At 33.6% G+C, this 17,718-nt stretch carries 16 protein-coding genes; 6 read left to right on the plus strand and 10 right to left on the minus strand.

Annotated features, from left to right (window positions below; genetic code table 11):
* The first annotated feature begins 8 nt into the window (after positions 1-8).
* Positions 9-1,382, plus strand: a complete 1,374-nt coding sequence (gene mgtE / locus DFQ06_RS11950; RefSeq protein WP_081958633.1) for a magnesium transporter — start codon at positions 9-11, stop codon at positions 1,380-1,382.
* A gap of 158 nt (positions 1,383-1,540) precedes the next feature.
* Here mgtE and DFQ06_RS11955 read toward each other — a convergent pair whose 3' ends face one another.
* From DFQ06_RS11955 to DFQ06_RS11980, 6 genes are all read right to left on the minus strand, one after another.
* Positions 1,541-1,924, minus strand: a complete 384-nt coding sequence (locus DFQ06_RS11955; protein WP_074937366.1) for a DUF3037 domain-containing protein — start codon at positions 1,922-1,924, stop codon at positions 1,541-1,543.
* On the minus strand, positions 1,914-2,693 hold the full coding sequence (locus DFQ06_RS11960; protein ID WP_042504655.1) for a HipA family kinase: 780 nt from the start codon (positions 2,691-2,693) through the stop codon (positions 1,914-1,916). Before DFQ06_RS11960 ends, DFQ06_RS11955 begins: the two co-directional genes overlap by 11 nt.
* A gap of 122 nt (positions 2,694-2,815) precedes the next feature.
* Positions 2,816-4,435, minus strand: a complete 1,620-nt coding sequence (locus DFQ06_RS11965) for a PAS domain-containing sensor histidine kinase (RefSeq protein ID WP_159140062.1) — start codon at positions 4,433-4,435, stop codon at positions 2,816-2,818.
* A gap of 370 nt (positions 4,436-4,805) precedes the next feature.
* Positions 4,806-6,569 carry an FAD/NAD(P)-binding protein gene (locus tag DFQ06_RS11970; RefSeq protein WP_133967886.1) on the minus strand — a complete coding sequence of 588 codons (1,764 nt, stop codon included), beginning with the start codon at positions 6,567-6,569 and terminating at the stop codon, positions 4,806-4,808.
* A gap of 166 nt (positions 6,570-6,735) precedes the next feature.
* Positions 6,736-8,508: a 1-deoxy-D-xylulose-5-phosphate synthase gene (gene dxs / locus DFQ06_RS11975; protein WP_162857653.1), complete on the minus strand. Its 1,773-nt coding sequence runs from the start codon at positions 8,506-8,508 to the stop codon at positions 6,736-6,738.
* A gap of 8 nt (positions 8,509-8,516) precedes the next feature.
* Entirely contained in the window at positions 8,517-9,488 is a 972-nt protein-coding gene (locus DFQ06_RS11980; RefSeq protein WP_052415342.1) for an energy transducer TonB, read from the minus strand.
* A gap of 114 nt (positions 9,489-9,602) precedes the next feature.
* Between DFQ06_RS11980 and DFQ06_RS11985 the strand changes: the two genes are divergently transcribed.
* Positions 9,603-10,052 carry a nucleoside deaminase gene (locus DFQ06_RS11985; protein ID WP_042497806.1) on the plus strand — a complete coding sequence of 150 codons (450 nt, stop codon included), beginning with the start codon at positions 9,603-9,605 and terminating at the stop codon, positions 10,050-10,052.
* Between the two features lie 22 nt (positions 10,053-10,074).
* On the opposite strand, the gene DFQ06_RS11990 is transcribed toward DFQ06_RS11985, so the two are convergent.
* On the minus strand, positions 10,075-11,508 hold the full coding sequence (locus tag DFQ06_RS11990; protein ID WP_262709891.1) for a saccharopine dehydrogenase family protein: 1,434 nt from the start codon (positions 11,506-11,508) through the stop codon (positions 10,075-10,077).
* Positions 11,509-11,538: 30 nt separating this feature from the next.
* Between DFQ06_RS11990 and DFQ06_RS11995 the strand changes: the two genes are divergently transcribed.
* Both DFQ06_RS11995 and pckA read left to right on the plus strand, forming a co-directional pair.
* Positions 11,539-11,925 carry a DUF423 domain-containing protein gene (locus tag DFQ06_RS11995; protein WP_074937355.1) on the plus strand — a complete coding sequence of 129 codons (387 nt, stop codon included), beginning with the start codon at positions 11,539-11,541 and terminating at the stop codon, positions 11,923-11,925.
* Between the two features lie 73 nt (positions 11,926-11,998).
* Complete coding sequence (gene pckA / locus DFQ06_RS12000; protein WP_133967890.1) at positions 11,999-13,615, plus strand: phosphoenolpyruvate carboxykinase (ATP); 1,617 nt, start codon at positions 11,999-12,001, stop codon at positions 13,613-13,615.
* A 69-nt stretch (positions 13,616-13,684) separates the two neighbouring features.
* Here pckA and DFQ06_RS12005 read toward each other — a convergent pair whose 3' ends face one another.
* The 3 genes from DFQ06_RS12005 to DFQ06_RS12015 are packed head-to-tail and all read right to left on the minus strand — an operon-like array spanning position 13,685 to position 15,094.
* On the minus strand, positions 13,685-14,290 hold the full coding sequence (locus DFQ06_RS12005; protein ID WP_133967892.1) for an FAD-dependent oxidoreductase: 606 nt from the start codon (positions 14,288-14,290) through the stop codon (positions 13,685-13,687).
* A 1-nt stretch (position 14,291) separates the two neighbouring features.
* On the minus strand, positions 14,292-14,495 hold the full coding sequence (locus DFQ06_RS12010; protein ID WP_042504665.1) for a hypothetical protein: 204 nt from the start codon (positions 14,493-14,495) through the stop codon (positions 14,292-14,294).
* Positions 14,496-14,506: 11 nt separating this feature from the next.
* Positions 14,507-15,094, minus strand: a complete 588-nt coding sequence (locus tag DFQ06_RS12015; RefSeq protein ID WP_042497700.1) for a MarC family protein — start codon at positions 15,092-15,094, stop codon at positions 14,507-14,509.
* A 161-nt stretch (positions 15,095-15,255) separates the two neighbouring features.
* Here DFQ06_RS12015 and DFQ06_RS12020 point away from each other — a divergent pair, with 161 nt between their 5' ends.
* Both DFQ06_RS12020 and DFQ06_RS12025 read left to right on the plus strand, forming a co-directional pair.
* Complete coding sequence (locus DFQ06_RS12020) at positions 15,256-15,819, plus strand: DUF3109 family protein (RefSeq protein ID WP_042504666.1); 564 nt, start codon at positions 15,256-15,258, stop codon at positions 15,817-15,819.
* Positions 15,820-16,440: 621 nt separating this feature from the next.
* Positions 16,441-17,715 (plus strand): ribonucleotide-diphosphate reductase subunit beta, encoded by a 1,275-nt coding sequence (locus DFQ06_RS12025; protein ID WP_042504667.1) that lies wholly within the window; start codon positions 16,441-16,443, stop codon positions 17,713-17,715.
* Positions 17,716-17,718: the final 3 nt, after the last annotated feature.

The following is a 17,718-nucleotide window of genomic DNA, read 5'->3' on the forward strand; positions in this document are numbered from 1 at the left end:
TTTTTCATTTGTCTGAAGAAACGGAAAACATACAGTTTCAATTAACTAAGGAACTCATCGAACAAGTTGAGCTGCTTATCGCAGAGAAAAACGATAAGGAACTTAAGGTGCTTTTAGACGAGTTTCACCACGCGGATATTGCCGAAATTTTAGATGAAATAGATCTAGAGGAGGCGATGTATGTTATAAAGTTGTTAGATTCCGAAACAACTTCAGATATTTTAATGGAACTCGATGAGGACAATCGAGAAAAAGTACTAAGAAATCTTTCTGCTAAAGAAATTGCCGAAGAAATTGAAGAACTAGATACTGATGATGCTGCCGATATTATTGCAGAACTGCCAGAATCGCGCCAGCAAGAAGTAATTTCTCAAATTGTAGACGAAGAGCATAAAGCCGAAATTAATGAACTTTTAGCCTACGATGAGGATACCGCTGGTGGACTTATGGCAAAAGAGCTTGTAAAGGTTTATGATACCTGGACGGTTGCAGGGTGTTTACGTCGTATTCGCGGTCAGGCCGAAGAGGTTACCCGTGTACACTCCGTTTATGTTGTAAATAAGCAAGGTAAACTTGTAGGGCGTTTATCTTTAAAAGACCTTATTGTTGCAAAAAACGAACAAAAAATCGCCGATATTTATATCTCTAGTGTAGATTCTGTAAACGTGCACGACGATGTAGAAGTTGTTGCACAAGTTATGGCAAAGTACGATTTAGAAGCCATTCCTGTAGTCGATGGAAAACAAATTCTTTTAGGTCGTATCACTATTGATGATATTGTAGATGTTATAAAAGAAGAAGCAGAAAAAGATTATCAATTAGCTGCCGGTATCTCACAAGACGTAGAGGCCGATGATAGTGTTTGGGAACTCACCAAAGCTCGCCTACCTTGGCTACTTATTGGTATGTTTGGAGGGCTTGGAGCCGCAAGTATTATTAGTGGTTTTACGGGAGCTATGCTTAAATATACCGAGTTGTTGTTGTTCATACCGCTTATACAGGCAACTGCTGGAAACGTTGGTGTGCAATCTTCAGCAATTGTAGTTCAAGGTCTAGCAAACAATACCATAAAAGGTAAATTATTAAAACGTTTGCTTAAAGAGTTTTCGTTAGGTTTAGTAAATGGTGTTGCCATTGCTCTCATTGTTTTGCTTATCAGTCACTTTGGTTTTAAAACCTCGTATCTTGTATCAATGACTATTGGTATCGCGCTAATTACTGTTATTATTATGGCGGCTTTAATCGGTACGTTTGTGCCTATTATTTTAGATAAACGTGGTGTCGATCCCGCTATTGCCACAGGGCCATTTATCACTACAAGTAACGATATTTTTGGTATACTTATCTATTTTCTTATCGCGAAAGCTATACTAGGATTTTAAAATATTTTGGGCGTTACCCGAAAAGGGTCGGGCTTTTACTACTCAATCTTTTTGTTTTTTCGAAAAAACAAAAAGGATTTCAAACAGGCCGTTCAATCCCTAACGCGAGCACTAGCGAAGGCTAGTTTTTCTAAATGAGTTTTTGTGAGTTTGCTTATTTATAGCACATGGCTATTAAAAATATCTTCTAGCATTTTTTCAGGATCATTGCACAATCCAGAGTGTGTTTTAGAACTTTGAATAATGGTGCTTCTACAAGCTGTTAACCACCTAAACCTATCCGATAGTTCCATTTGTTCTATTCTGCCTCCTTTTGGGTTTCCGGCGCAAACGAGCTCCCAAGCTTTTAAATAATTATTAAATAAATCCAATTCTACTTCCGGAGAAAACGCTTTTAGTTTATCTGGGTTTATATAATATTTTATACCAAGAAATTTTTTACGCTTCGAAAAAAGAATAACTCCAACATTAAAGAATTCTTCACGCTCTACCTTAGGTACAACTCTAATAACGGCGTACTCAAATGTATATCTATCTTGCATCTTCAGCTTCTTTAACTAGTAAATCAATCTTAGAATATCTCGAATTTATAAACTCGATATAAGCTGCTCTCATATCGTCGCTACTCATGCTATCCGATTCGCTTATAAGCCAATCTTCAGGTATATTAGATATTATTTCTGCAATTTTAGCAGCACTTAGCAAATTTTTAATTTCTACCGCAGCTTCTTTTAAACGTGTCGCTTTTTGTAAAAGCACATGGTCTTTTATCAACGGAAATGTTCTGGTTAAATGGTTCTCCCAATTTTTCCAATCGTGATGAAAATAAAAACTAGCACCATTATCTATCACCCAAAGTTCCTTATTCCATTGCAGTAAATTGGTGTTCTTTGCAGTTCTATCAATATTGCTAATAATACTATCCAAAAGCACCACTTTAGAAGCTGTTAAGCTATCTGTCGTGCTCACCAAAGGGTCGTAAGTAATAGCGCTCGATAAAAAATGTAAGCCTAAATTTAAGCCTACACTAAATTTAAGTAAGTCTTGAATTTCTTCGTCTGGTTCGGTTTTGCTAAACGAGTCGTCTAAATTCATAAAAACTAATTCAGGGACTTTTAAGCCGATGGCACGTGCTATTTCTCCACCAATAAACTCAGCAATTAATGCTTTTTTTCCTTGTCCGGCACCTCTAAATTTTAATACGTATAGAAAGCCATCATCAGCCTTAACTATAGCCGGAAGTGAGCCACCTTCTCTTAATGGATGCACATATTGCGTAACATCTACAGTGCGAATATCAATTTTATTCATAAAGACGAAAATACTAAAAATGTAATTTGTAAAACGATAATGGACTTCTATTATTTTTCTAAACTATAGGAGCGATTTCTTATAGCTCATATAAGTTAGTAAGCATGATACTTGCTGTTTTTTTAATTTATTAAAGGATTTATTTTTGGCAGACAAAATCTCATATTGGTGCCTACACCAACTTCACTTTCTGCCCAAATTTTTCCTTTATGGTAATCAATAAAATCTTTACAAAGTATTAATCCTAGGCCTGTTCCGCTTTCATCGTTTGTGCCAGCTGTAGTATGCGATTTGTCGAGATGAAACAGTTTTTCGAGATCATCTTTAGAAATTCCAACACCGCTATCTATTACGGATATAAGGTGCTCGCTCTCCATTTCTTTCGTCTGTATATTAATAACACCTTTTTTAGGTGTGAATTTTATGGCGTTAGAAATAATGTTTCGGAGTACTGTTTCGATCATTTCTTTATCGGCGTACACAATAATGTTAGCGGCTGCGTCAAGATTAATGTGTATTTGTTTTTGTTCCGAAGAGGTTTTTAGTAAACCTAAGGTGTTTTGTATTAAAGCGATTAAATCAATATACTCTGGGTTAAATTTCATTTGTCCAGATTGCGATCTCGACCATTCCATAAGGTTAGATAGTAAAGCCATGGCATGCTCTGATGAGGTATAGATAATTTCGGCGTATTCATCAATATCTTCGTAATTATTCTCTTTAATTTGGTCGCGTAGTATTTGGCTAAAGCCCATAATGCCGTTAAAAGGCGTGCGTAAATCGTGTGCAATTATCGAAAAGAATTTATCTTTTGTAGAGTTTAATTCTCTTAAGGTAGCTTCGCTGTTTCTTAAGTTTAATTCTGCTTTTTTTCTATTACTAATATCGTTTATTACCGAAATAATGCAATCTTCATTATTAATGTTAATAACCTGTGCGGTCATTGATCCTGGAAATAATTCACCTGATTTTTTTCGAAATATATATTCGTTTTCCTTTACAAAACCGTTAGAACTTAGGCTTGTTAAGAATTTTTGACGATCACTTTTCTGGCCCCATAAGTTTAGTTCGGCAGAGTTCATGCCTATTATATCTTCTATTTTATAATCTGAAATAGCTTCTACGCTTTTATTAACTTCAAAAATTTTGCCATCGCTAAATTTTGATAGGGTTATTACAAAAGGAGCAGCATGGAAGGCTTTTGAGAACTTTTCTTCCTGTTTGTTTATGTTTATAATTAGGCGCTTATTATACATTAAAGTAATAGTATAAGGCATGAGAACGGTAATGATAATCCAGCTTGAAAGAAATAAAGACTCTATGGTTGAGGATTTAAAATAATCTGATACAACATCTTCTTTTTGCACATTGTAAATAATGTGAAGCACTTGAATTATAAAAACAGCGCAAAAAAGGTAACCAATAGAGCGTGTAATTTTTCGCATTGCTATTGGGGTTCTTCGAAACATTAAATAGATAATTTGAAAACTAATGATAACGTAGGCAAAGGCTATGTTTATATTTCTAGCATTTAAATCTGGCTCTATAAAGGTGTAATAAGAGTGTATAATAAGAAAAATAGATGTTAAAATGTAATTGTGGATATGACTTCCTTTTTTGTCAAGAAATTGTTCTAAGCCCATTAATAAACCAATTAATGAGGAAATAAGTAAAACATTCGCTAAGGGTATAGAGGCCCAGTCTGGAATATAGCCACGAAAAAACACCAACACATTTCCCATGGCGCCTAAACAGAAGTTAATCAGGATTAAAAAAGTGCCAGGAAATCGTTTTTTTACTTGAATGTGTAACGAACTAATTAATACTATATTGAGAATATTAATTAGTGTGCAGCATAAATAAAGGGTTCGAATATCAAGTGAAAACATACGGATTTCTCATTTAGTGCATATTAGATTTCTCATTTGAATATCATCTAGCTACTACACTAGGTTTTTATGATATTATTTAAAATAAAAAGCAAAGGTTATTAATTTTTTTGAATTTTGTCCATTTCTTCTTTTTATTCTTAAACTATGATGTATTGTGAATGTACGAAACTTCTACTTAACTTTTGATGGCTTTGTTTAAAGGTTTATGTAAAATGGGGCTTTAGGGGTTCTCTTCTAAATTAATGGTTTTTAGCCAATTTACATGATGTTCTGTTGCTTTTTTCGTCCATTTTTTTGCTCTTCTGCCAAAGCATTCTAAAATAGCATCTACTCCAATAACTGTGCCTTTGGCTAGTCTTCCAAGTAATGCTATCGATGGTTTATTATCGGGATTGTTGGAAATTACATAGGCATTCTCGTCAGTGGCAACGCCCAGCTCGTCATGCACAGCTTCTATTAAATCGTTGGCAAGCATGTTTTTTACAATAGGTGAGTTCACTGCGTTTATTTTTGGAGCATCTAGAACAGAATCAATCATAATATCTGCAGTTATTGCTTTTTGGTTTTCAAGAATTTTCCAGCCATTGTTTGTTAACTCGAATTCAGGATTGTTTGTATAGTCTAAAGTCATTACGCAAGCTTTATGTAAGGCAAGCATTTGTTGAATACTTTCTACTGGTGGTCCGTAAGAATAACGTTTAGTGCTTTCATCTAATTTAATAATTTCAGAAAACACTTTATCAGAACATGAATTAAAAGAGAGTTTATCATAAATAGAGGGTTGGCAATGTCTCCAAACCTGACCAATACAATAATCTAAACTAATTGCTTTTTTGCCTGTTGCCATACCAATATAGTCTTGCATACTCTGGTTTGCGGGTTGTTTTTGCGGGATAATAGTTGGGTGTTGGTGTGTTTGGTCTAGTAACCATTTTTCTGTAATAGTTTCAATGTCTTTCTTCGGTAATTCAGGAAGATATTGCTGTGGAAGTTTTTGATATATTTTAGCAACAATAGGAGCAATGGCCTGAATTAAAAATAAAGGACTATTTGCTTCTTTTTGAGCTGAGGTGTTTTTTATAATATTTTCAAAGTCGGAGATCTGTTTGTTAGTTGGTTTAAACCAGTCGTCTATTTCTGCGTTTAAAGGTTTTGGAGCAGGAGGTAAACCGTCTAAAGAAAAGGGAATAAATAAATTGGTAATTTTATAATCTGTTTTATAGTGGCATGCTTTGGTGTTTTCATCTGTTATAATGAAATCTCCAAATTTGTTAGCGATACCTCTAACAACATCAATCATAGCTAATCCAAATCCGCGAACACCGATTTTACTGTTATAGGTTATGTTTTTGCAGTTTAAAAACTGAGCAATAGGGTAAGGGGATTGAAATAAATTGATATTTGATTTTCCTGAAGCAAAAGCTTTCCATTCCTTAATTTGTTTTGATAGAGTAGTAGGTTGGTGGCCAATGGTTAGTAATACCTCTTCTATGTTTTTATATATGTTTGTATTTGTTTTTAATGCTATTTTATTGGTAATTTCTACTTCGGTTACTTCTTCTTTTAGTAATGAAATGATGTTGGCTGTTAAAAGCGGATTTGCTAATGTTTGAAACCTTTGATTTAAATACTCGCCAACCTGTGCGCGTGGCGGATAAGTATCTGCTTCTGCTTTGGTTATTTTGTTAAAATCTTTATTAGCCCATTGATGGTAAGATGGAAATGCGGGGATTTTAATTTTATCTATGTTAATAGCTTCACGCTTCTCTAAATTCAGGATTCTTTCATTTATATTGATCCAATTGCTCGGTACTTGGTCCGTTTTGTAAACTTGACCATTACCAAAAAGCCCTGTTTCTTCAAAAAGTAATATATGTATGTTTGATAAGCCATTTGCTTTTATGAGTTCCTTAATTAAATTTTCTAAGGCATATCCACCTCTCGGTCCGGTACCTATAATTGCTAAAATTCTTTGATTGGTCATGGCTGTTTCTTTTTTGAACCTGTAAAGTTTTGCAGGTTAGTGTTTTGTGGTTTACGGGGTGCAGTCTAAAAATAGCGAAATTTTTATGATTACTTATCTCTCAGAAACCGAAACAGTTCATTTTTTAATTGATAGGTATCAATATTTATAAAATAGGATGGAAACATTAAGCAAATTCACTGAAGTACTGGGTTAAGCTATTAACATCTAAGTTAATTAATTTGAATAACTCGTCAACCTTGCCATGATCCATAAATTGATCGGGTATGCCTAAGGTTTTAATGGTGTTTTTGTAATTGTGTTGTGCTGCAAACTCTAAAATAGCCGATCCAAAACCGCCGGTAATAGCATGATCTTCAATAGTGATAATGGTGGTGTTACTTTTAAAAATGTTATGTAATAGTTTATCGTCTAGGGGTTTTACAAAACGCATGTCAAAATGAGAAACATTGAGATGTTCAATTGCTTCACTTACATTTTTAGAAATACTACCAATACTTAAAATTGCTAGGTTTTTACCTTTTTTTAATTCTGTAGCTTTGCCAATTTCTATTTTAGAAAAAGGTTGTTTCCAATCTATAGTTAAACTTCGACCTCTTGGATATCTTATGGCAATAGGAAACTCTAAACCTAATTGTGCGGTGTACATAATGTTACGCAATTCGATTTCATTTCTTGGTGCAAAAATTATTAAATCGGGAATGCATCTTAAGTACGATAAATCGAAAACACCATGATGCGTAGCCCCATCTTCACCAACCAAACCAGAGCGATCTAAGCAAAAAATAACTGGGAGTTTCTGTATGGCTACATCATGAATTATTTGATCGTAAGCGCGTTGTAAAAACGTTGAGTAAATATTACAAAACACTACTAAGCCTTGTGTTGCCATACCTGCGGCTAAGGTAACAGCGTGCTGTTCGGCAATACCAACATCGAAAGCACGGTCGGGCATTTCGTTCATCATGTATTTTAAAGAACTTCCCGTTGGCATGGCAGGTGTAATGCCTACTATGTTTTTGTTTGTTTTAGCTAATTCTACAATAGTGTGCCCAAAAACATCTTGATATTTAGGAGGCTCAACGATAGGTGTTTTTATATTTAAATCGCCAGTTTTGGCATTAAATTTTCCTGGTGCATGATATTTTACTTGGTCTTCTTCTGCTTGCTTTAAGCCTTTGCCTTTAGTTGTTATTACGTGTAAAAACTTAGGGCCTTTAACAGTTTTTAAACGTTCTAATTCTGCAATTAACGCGGGTAAATTGTGTCCGTCTATCGGTCCAGAATAGTTAAAGTTTAAAGCTTCAAAAATATTATCTTGTTTTTGCGTGCCTTTTTTAACATTGGTTAAGTATTGTTTTAGTGCGCCGACGCTTGGGTCGATTCCAATAGCATTATCATTTAAAATAACAAGTAGATTAGCGTCGGTAACCCCAGCGTGATTTAATCCTTCGAATGCCATGCCACCAGCAATACTCGCATCACCAATTACGGCAATATGTTGTTTTTTAAAATCGCCTTTTAGTTTTGAGGCAATTGCCATGCCTAAAGCGGCCGAAATAGATGTAGAAGCATGCCCAACTCCAAAAGTGTCGTAAACACTTTCGCTGCGTTTAGGGAAGCCGCTAATGCCGTTTAATTGTCTGTTGGTATGAAAATTTTCACGACGTTCGGTTAAAATTTTATGACCATATGCTTGGTGGCCAACATCCCAAATAAGTTGATCGTCTGGTGTGTTAAATACATAGTGTAATGCAATAGTCAATTCAACTACGCCTAAGCTGGCACCTAGATGTCCTTCTTTGGTTGCAACAATATCAATAATAAACTCACGTAATTCTCGAGCAAGTTGAGGTAAGTCTTTTTGGTTTAAAAGACGAAGTTCTTTGGGGGAGTTTATGTGGTTTAAAAGTTTGCTTCTCACGTCGCAAAAGTACATGATTTTTATTATTCTTCTACAGTGAAAACAATTGGAAGGTTGTAAACTATACTTGTAGGCCTGTTTGCTTGTTTTGCTGGAGTAAATTGTGGTAAAAGGTTAATAACACGTTCTGCTTCTTTCTCTAGGCTAGGGTGTGGGGCTCTTGCTTTAATCTTAGCGACCTTACCGTGTTCGTTTATTATAAATTGAACAGAAACTTTTTGTTTACCTCTCAATTCTGGGCAAATTGAAGTGTCGAAATTTTTAGTAACTATTTTTGAGATGCGCTCAGAAAAATAGTCTCTTTTTTCTTTAATTGTGAGGCTTTTTGGTGTGTTTTCGAATTCTGGTGGAGATTCTATTGTAAGAAAACCGATTGTGATTGGGAGTTCTGTTATAAGATCACCCATAATAACAGGCTCTATTTCTTTTAGATCAGGAATGATTATCGGTTCTAGTACCGGTGGAGTAGTTTCTAATATTGCTGGCTCGCCAAGAGTGTCGGTAATTATTAATCCATCTGTAATTTTTAGTTTTTCTGAAATTGTACTGCATGATTTTTTCGTGATGGAGTCTTCTTTAGTTGTTTTTGGTAACGCTTCTAAAGCATCGATAGTTTTACTGGATATAGAGTCTACAATTTCAATACTGTCAATTTTTTGTTTGGCACCGTTTTTATTGGTGCAATTCATTAAAGTGGTTCCCATAACAATGAGTAGCGTCCATAAAAATATGTGGTTAAAGCTTTGTCTTTGTGTTAAAACATGCGATGGAATATGCAGATTAATACTATCTAGTTGTGTTTGTCTAAAATGCCCACAGATATTATTCTCTTTGTTTTGATTAATAAAATCCTGAATTTCCATAGTATCCATTTTAGTAAAATCGATAACGGTTTTAGAACAAGAGTTGCAAAATCGACCTTTTTCTTCGGGAATCATATTGTTCCAATTCTCGTGGCAAGGTTTAGGGATAGAAATGGAGTAGAATTTTTTCATATTAAAACAGATTTTGAATTTTAATAAATCTAGATGAACTTAGTGTGTTAATTATTGTTATCAATTTTCTTGCCGAAGCTTAAATAAATGATTTCAAATTGTATTTTTGCTTTTATGATACAACCTTTTGATGATACATATTTTATGAAAAAAGCACTTCAGGAAGCTGAGGCTGCTTATAAAAGTGGTGAAATTCCTGTTGGAGCTGTAATTGTTATTGATAATAAAATTATTGCTCGCGGACATAATTTAACTGAGACTCTGAACGATGTTACAGCACATGCGGAAATGCAGGCCATTACTGCAGCTGCAAATTTTTTAGGAGGTAAGTATTTACAAAAGTGTACTTTGTATGTTACGCTAGAGCCTTGCCAAATGTGTGGCGGTGCTTTGTATTGGAGTCAGATTTCTAATATTGTGTATGGTGCTCGAGATATGGAGCGTGGTTGTATTAACTTAAACACTAAGCTTCACCCCAAAACAACTATAAAAGGAGGTGTTTTAGCAGAAGAAGCTTCGGCGCTTATGAAACAGTTTTTTATAGAAAGAAGAAACTTAAACTAAGTATTTTATATACTTGAAAAGTTTAATGATTTAATGGGTTGTAGCCTAAATATGGTACTTCTTTTTCTTTAAAGGTAATTCCGAAATTTTGCAACTCTTTTAAAATAGGAGTGTAAACTTCTTTGTTAATTGGTAGTTGTACTCCAGGTGTTGTAATAGCTTTATTTAAAATAGCAAGTGTAGCAATAGCAACAGGTAACCCAACTGTTTTTGCCATGGCTGTATAGGTTTGATCTTGGCCAATAGTTACCATGTTGGAGTCTATTTGATATTGTTTTCCTGCCTTTTCGTAACCAAATTTATGATACATAACAATCATGTCTTTATCCTTTTGAGATAAGGTCCAGCTGTCCATTAGTATTTTTTGTAGTATTTGTGCAGGCGTTGCTTTTTTTAAGTTAACCTTTTTGTTTGGGTTGAAAATATCGAGTTCGATAAGTTTGTTCCAAACAATATCATCTTGATCAATTTTAAGTTGATAGCGCAGTTTAAGTTCTACGGAATCTGTTGGGCTGTATGGCAAAAAGGCATTTACAAAATCGCGATAGCTCATATTTTCACTATCATCTATAGTGTAGCTATCATCAGTCATTCCTAACGTTACAAATATGTGCCATGCTTTGCTAAATCCAACACGGCGCATGGTGCCTCGGTAAAGTGTTTTTGTGTTTTGAAGTCCGTAAATGGTTTGGTATTTCAAAGAGTCTCGGTTGGCGTAAACTTCAAAGCGGCCAAAATTTTCAATATCTAAAAATTCAGTTCTTCTAAATAATCGATTATACGGAATGTATTTATATGTACCTTCTTGTAAAAACTTTGCGCCGCCGCCTTGGCCTGCTGTTACTACATTTCTTGGGTTCCAGGTGAATTTGTAATTCCATAAATTATTATCACTTTCTGGTGCTACAAGTCCGCCAGTAAAAGATTCAAAAAGTATTATTTCTCCACCATCGTCTCTAATTTTGTCTATAACTTGCATGGCGCTCATGTGGTCTATGCCAGGGTCTACACCAATTTCATTCATTAAAATCACACCTTTTTCTATGGCTTCTTGGTTTAGATTTTGCATTTCTGGGCTTATGTAAGATGCTGTAACCATATTTTTTCCATAGAAAACGCAGTCTTTCGCTACTTCAATATGGAAGCGCGCAGGAAGCATAGATATCACAATGTCGGCATTTTGAATGGCTGTTTTTCTTGAGTTTTCATCAAAAACATCGAGCTTTATAACATTTGCTTTTTTATGGCCGTTTGTTAATTTTTGGGCGTGTTCAATATGTAAATCTCCTATGGTGATAAATAAGTTTTCTTCTTCAGATTTATCTAATAAATATTTTAGAAGATAAGAAGTAGATTTTCCTGAACCAATGATTAAAATTTTTCGCATTTTGAGTTTAGTTGAGTAGTTTTGTTTGGTAGTCGATTGTAGGTGAAAGGTGGTTTCGACTTTACTAATTTAATGAATATTTAAACGATTTTTAAGGATATGAACAGAACTATTTTATTAACAGCGGCTATTTTAGGTGTTACAAGTATTATTTTAGGGGCTTTTGGGGCGCATGGTTTAAAGGCTTTAATTTCTTCAGAATCTGTACAAACTTTTGAAACGGGTGTGCGTTACCAAATGTATCATGCTTTGTTTCTTTTATTTGTTGGAAGCACAACTTATATTTCTGTAAAATCTAAAACCAAAATATTTTATTTAGTAGTGGTTGGGGTGCTCTTCTTTTCAGGGTCTATTTATGGTTTGTCAACCAATGTATTAACCAGTTTCGATTTTAAAACCATTGGTGTAATTACACCTATTGGTGGACTACTTTTAATAGTGGCTTGGGTACTTGTGTTTATTGATTTCTTAAAAAAACAAAACTAATTTTGAATTTAATTTAAAGAAAATTCGATTTATTTGTTTTAAATTTACGGGATAATTAATTTAACATCGAAATATGAGTAATTACGCACAATTTACGAAAACGTTTGAGTTAGAAACTTATGGCATAAAAAATGCCAAAGTTCATTATCAATTATCACCAGAAGAGTTACATGATATTGCTATTGAAAATGGACAAGCTGTAGAGGCTTCTTCAGGTGCTTTAGCAGTTAATACAGGAGAATTTACAGGGCGTTCTCCAAAAGATCGGTTTATTGTAAAAGATGATATTACAAAAGATAGAATATGGTGGGGCGATGTCAATATACCCTTCGATACAGATAAGTTTGATAAATTATATGATAAGGTTGTAGATTATCTTTCGGGTAAAACCCTTTTTGTTCGTGATAGTTATGCTTGCGCAGATGAAAATTATAAATTGAATATTAGAGTTATCAATGAGTTTCCTTGGAGCAATCAATTTGCTTATAATATGTTTTTACGCCCAACTGAAGCTGAGTTAGAAAATTTTACTCCAGAATGGACTATTGTAAATGCACCAAGTTTTATGGCGGTTCCTGACAAAGATGGAACACGACAACATAATTTTGCTATTTTAAACTTTACAAAAAAAATAGCGTTAATTGGTGGTACGGGTTATACGGGAGAAATTAAAAAAGGTATATTTTCTGCACTAAACTTCATTTTACCTGTATTTAAAAACACCCTGCCAATGCACTGCAGTGCTAATGTGGGTAAAGATGGGGATACGGCTATTTTCTTTGGGCTTTCCGGAACGGGAAAAACAACGCTTTCTACCGATCCGAATAGAAGTTTAATTGGAGATGATGAGCATGGTTGGACCGAAGAAAACTCGGTATTTAATTTTGAAGGTGGTTGTTATGCTAAAGTTATTAATTTAGATAAGGATCATGAACCTGAGATATTTTCTGCTATTAAGAAAGGAGCGATTTTAGAAAATGTTATTTTAGATGAAAACGGGCATGTTAACTTTGCTGATACATCTATAACTCAAAATACACGGGTAAGTTATCCAATAGATCATATTGAAAATATTAGAAAACCATCTATAGGGAAGAATCCGAAAAATATTTTCTTTTTAACGGCTGATGCTTTTGGAGTTTTGCCTCCAATTTCTAAGCTTACGCCAAGTCAGGCGGCTTATCACTTTATTTCTGGATATACGGCTAAAGTTGCCGGTACAGAAGCGGGTGTTGTAGAGCCTACACCATCATTTTCTGCTTGTTTTGGGGCGCCATTTATGCCTTTGCATCCTTCGAAATATGCCGAAATGTTAAGTAAAAAAATGATTGATGCTAATGTCAATGTTTGGTTAGTAAACACAGGCTGGACTGGTGGTCCTTATGGGGTTGGAACCCGTATGAAGCTTAAGTATACACGCGCTATGATTAATGCGGTTTTAAATGGAGATTTAGGACTGTATTCTTATGATAAATACCATATTCATTCGGTGTTTGGTGTGGCACAACCAAGAGAGTGTCCTGGAGTACCAACGAAGGTTTTAAGTCCGAGAGCAACTTGGAATGATGATGAAGCATATTACAAAACAGCTTTTAAACTCACGAATGCTTTTCGTGAAAACTTTAAGAAGTTCGAGGCACATTGTAGTGAAGAAATTAGACGAGGCGGACCGCAGCGCTATGCGTTCTAAAAATATGGCATAAAAAAAAGCTCTGATAAATTATCAGAGCTTTTTTATTTTACAACAATAATGATGTTGTTATATCTTTTTATCATGCACTTTTACATGTTTGCCACCATTCCAAAGTGTTAAAATATCTGTAGCCACATGTGCACCACTTCCAGAAGCGATAGCAAATTGACTACGCCATCCTGCTAAAGTACCGGCAACATATAAATTTTCTTCAATTAAATGATCTGTGTTTTTTAACCAAATTCTATCTTTTTCTACGGCTGCTCTTGGGTGTGGTTCAATGTATTGTTCTAAACCTTTTATATTTATTAAACTTGTGTAACCAACTGCAATAACTACAATTTTAGATTTATAGGTGCTTTTGTTAGTAATAATCTCAAAGCCATTGGTTTGTTTTAAAATTTTTAAAACCTTTTCATGATCAATTTGTTCAACATGTGGGTAAAGGGAGGTTAGTTGGCTTTTTCCTTTATCTAAAATAGATTCGCCAGTAGTGCCAGGTGCTAAACCTAAAACATTATTGAACAATGCGGTTTGTAGGTGCGATGTTTTTTGGTGGGTGATAATTGCAATTTGTTTATCCTGCGCAAATGCCTTGTTTTGGGCAGAACCTAAAATTAAAGCACAAGATAAGCCTGCTGCACCACCGCCAATAATTAAAGCATCGTACATACTATTTGTGGTCTTTTACTTTTTGCTCAATCTTTTTCGAAACTCCCAAAATTAACATCAATAATATGGCGCAAAGTGATGCTACTATAGTAATAATAGCAATCATGCTTTGTCCTTTAAAAGGATTGTCGAAATTTATTTGAGTAAAATTAAAAATAATAAGTCCTAATGCGATAATGCTTAAAACTATAGATAAAATTTTCATACTATATAAGGTTATATTACTTCAAATAGAGCTTTGATATTATGTGCAAATAATTTTACAGCAATGGCTAATAAAATAACACCAAATATTTTACGTATAATATTAATACCATTTTGGCCAATTATACTTTCTATTTTAGCAGATGTTTTTAAAACGATAAAAATAATGATAACATTCATTAAAACAGCAACAATAATGTTTTCTGTTCTAAATTCTGCTCTTAAAGATAATAAAGTGGTTAAACTACCAGGTCCTGCAATGAGCGGAAATGCCAGTGGAAATACTGCTGTCGTCATCGAGGCTTCTTCCTCTTGTTTATAAAGTGTAATGCCAAGTATCATTTCCAAAGCAATGAAAAATAGGATAAAAGCACCTGCAACAGCAAACGAGTTTACATCAATACCAATAAGGTTTAAAATACTTTTTCCTAAAAACAGAAAAACAATAAGGATAACCCCGGCAATTATAGAGGCTTTTTCGCTTTGTATATGTCCTACTTTTTTGCGCAAATCTATAACAATAGGAATGTTACCTATAATATCGATTACTGCGAATAATACCATAAAGGCTGTAAATATTTCTTTAAAATTAAATTGCATGTCTTTTTTATAATTTAATAAATCGTAAAATTGTTTACGTTTTTCTTAGTAAAAACTGGTTAAACTGAGAAATCTCAATTTTTCGGCAAAAGTAGATTATTAAATTAATTAATTTCAATTTAAGATTAACTATTTTTGCACTTTATAACGTAAAATATAATATGTTTCAACTAGGTAAAACAATTATTTCTGAAGAAATAGTAAAAAAAGATTTCTTGTGTAACCTTTCGGCGTGTAAGGGCGCTTGTTGTATCGATGGCGATGCTGGAGCTCCTTTAGAGGAAGACGAAATTAAAATCATGGAGGCAATCTATCCTAAGGTGAAACCTTTTTTACGTCAGGAAGGTATTGATGCTATTGAGGCGCAAGGAACTTATACAACATCGGAAGATGGTGATTTGGAAACGCCATTAATTAATGGAGCTGATTGTGCTTATGTTATTTTTGATGACAAAAATGTGGCACTTTGTGCTATTGAGGAGGCTTATAATCAAGGTGAGATTGATTGGAAAAAGCCTGTTTCTTGTCATTTATACCCGGTAAGGGTTCAAGATTATTCTGAGTTTTCTGCTGTAAATTATCATAAATGGCAAATTTGTGACGATGCCTGTGAGCTTGGTGAAGAATTGGGTGTGCCAGTTTATAAATTTGTAAAAGAAGCTTTAATTAGAAAGTTTGGTGAAGATTGGTATGCGGAATTAGAAAAAGTAGCCGAAACTTTATAAGAAAAAATAAAATACAATATCTTAATATTTAAAAAAAAAATGAAGCCTCAAAAGCTTCATTTTTTTTGTGAACTAAAAATTAATTTTTAAAAATATTTTTTAGAAAAAAAATAAAAAAAAGGGTGTTAAATATTTTGATTTTACGAAATTTTATATCCAAAATATTCAAAACTTATGTTTCAGTAATTAGTGAAAATTAGGTTTTATCGAGGTTCTGTAATAAGGTATCAGCAAGTGTAAAATAAGGGGTTTTAAGGTGAATTGAAGCGATGAAATTTTAGTCTAAAGTTTGATTTTTTTGATTTATAATAATTTGATATTCAATATAGTAAGAATCTCATAAAAAAAGTAGCACTTTTTTGCGAGATTGCATAATTGTTAAAAACTTGTTGACAATGTTTATAAAATACCCTTTCATTTTCAGCAACAATTGTCAATCTTTGTTGTCGGCAAAAAAGGCAAAACTTTTCTTCTCAAATTTATTTAGAAAAGCGATGCAAAAGAAGCCTCTTTTTATTTCTCTTAAAGAAAAATATAACACAATTTTACAGATTAAATAATAGAATTTTGAATTATCAACATTATTCTAAATGACTGTCTAGCGATTAAAAAAAGATAACTATGGAGATTACACAAATTATAAAAAGAGATTACGAAACAAGCCCTTTTGTTTTGAGTAAAATTGCTAGTGCTGTTGAAAAGGCGATGCTTTCGGTTGGAAACGGTTCTAAACAAGATGCAGAAACAGTTGCAGTAAAAGTTTTACAAACATTACTAGAGAGAAAATCAAAAGATATTAATTACTTGCCAAACGTAGAGCAAGTTCAGGATCTTGTTGAAGATAAATTGATGGAAAGTTCGTTTCACGATGTAGCAAAAGCTTACATTTTATACAGAAACGAACAAGCAAGAGGTAGAAAAACAAATATTTTTGAAAAAAGAATTAATTTAAAACCTTATGAGTATCCTGCATTGAATGATTATGTAGATGCTATTCGTCACTCATACTGGATTCATTCAGAATTTAATTTCACCAGTGATATACAAGATTTTAAAACAAGACTAACTCCAATTGAGCAAAACGCCATAAAGAACACAATGTTGGCTATTTCTCAAATTGAAGTTGCAGTAAAAAGTTTTTGGGGAGATATCTATAATAAAATGCCGAAACCAGAAATTGGATCGGTTGGAGCAACGTTTGCAGAAAGTGAAGTACGCCATCATGATGCATATTCTCATTTATTGGAAATTTTAGGTTTAAACAATGAGTTTAAAAACCTTAAGAAGAAACCAGTAATTATGAGACGTGTTCATTATTTAGAAACCGCCTTAAAAAACGCAAAAAGTGAAAATAATAGAGATTATGCAGAATCTATTTTGCTATTCTCTCTATTTATCGAACACGTGTCATTATTTTCTCAATTTTTAATAATTATGGCATTCAATAAGCATAAAAACATGCTTAAAGGTGTGTCTAATGTTGTTGAGGCTACTTCTAAAGAAGAGCAAATACACGGCGATTTTGGTATCGATATTATTAAAATTATTAAAGAAGAAAACCCAACGTGGTTTGACGATGAGCATGCAGACTTAATTAAAAAGTTATGTATTGAAGCTTTCGATTCTGAAAGTGATATTGTAGACTGGATTTTTGAAGACGGTGAATTAGATTTCTTGCCAAAAGATGTTGTTAACGAGTTTATTAAAAACCGTTTCAACAATTCTTTAGAGAGTATTGGTATTGAAAAGGTATTTGAAGTTAACGAAGAGTTAGTGCAAAAAACCGAATGGTTTGACGATGAAATAATCGGTACTAAACATGGCGATTTCTTTGTAAAGCGCTCCATTAACTACAGTAAAAGAACAAAAAGTATAACTAGCGACGACTTATTTTAAAAA

The organism is Algibacter lectus (assembly GCF_004368925.1).
Taxonomy (GTDB): Bacteria; Bacteroidota; Bacteroidia; order Flavobacteriales; family Flavobacteriaceae; genus Algibacter; species Algibacter lectus.

What these genes read in the sequence shown, in the direction of transcription:
- DFQ06_RS12005 (WP_133967892.1), bottom strand. Translation starts at nt 14,290, where the DNA reads ATGTACGATGCTTTAATTATTGGCGGTGGTGCAGCAGGCTTATCTTGT.
- DFQ06_RS11985 (WP_042497806.1), top strand. Translation starts at nt 9,603, where the DNA reads ATGATACAACCTTTTGATGATACATATTTTATGAAAAAAGCACTTCAG.
- DFQ06_RS11960 (WP_042504655.1), bottom strand. Translation starts at nt 2,693, where the DNA reads ATGAATAAAATTGATATTCGCACTGTAGATGTTACGCAATATGTGCAT.
- DFQ06_RS11970 (WP_133967886.1), bottom strand. Translation starts at nt 6,569, where the DNA reads ATGACCAATCAAAGAATTTTAGCAATTATAGGTACCGGACCGAGAGGT.
- DFQ06_RS12020 (WP_042504666.1), top strand. Translation starts at nt 15,256, where the DNA reads ATGTTTCAACTAGGTAAAACAATTATTTCTGAAGAAATAGTAAAAAAA.
- DFQ06_RS12025 (WP_042504667.1), top strand. Translation starts at nt 16,441, where the DNA reads ATGGAGATTACACAAATTATAAAAAGAGATTACGAAACAAGCCCTTTT.
- DFQ06_RS11965 (WP_159140062.1), bottom strand. Translation starts at nt 4,435, where the DNA reads ATGGGAAATGTGTTGGTGTTTTTTCGTGGCTATATTCCAGACTGGGCC.
- dxs (WP_162857653.1), bottom strand. Translation starts at nt 8,508, where the DNA reads ATGTACTTTTGCGACGTGAGAAGCAAACTTTTAAACCACATAAACTCC.
- DFQ06_RS11995 (WP_074937355.1), top strand. Translation starts at nt 11,539, where the DNA reads ATGAACAGAACTATTTTATTAACAGCGGCTATTTTAGGTGTTACAAGT.
- pckA (WP_133967890.1), top strand. Translation starts at nt 11,999, where the DNA reads ATGAGTAATTACGCACAATTTACGAAAACGTTTGAGTTAGAAACTTAT.
- DFQ06_RS11980 (WP_052415342.1), bottom strand. Translation starts at nt 9,488, where the DNA reads ATGAAAAAATTCTACTCCATTTCTATCCCTAAACCTTGCCACGAGAAT.
- DFQ06_RS11955 (WP_074937366.1), bottom strand. Translation starts at nt 1,924, where the DNA reads ATGCAAGATAGATATACATTTGAGTACGCCGTTATTAGAGTTGTACCT.
- DFQ06_RS12015 (WP_042497700.1), bottom strand. Translation starts at nt 15,094, where the DNA reads ATGCAATTTAATTTTAAAGAAATATTTACAGCCTTTATGGTATTATTC.
- DFQ06_RS12010 (WP_042504665.1), bottom strand. Translation starts at nt 14,495, where the DNA reads ATGAAAATTTTATCTATAGTTTTAAGCATTATCGCATTAGGACTTATT.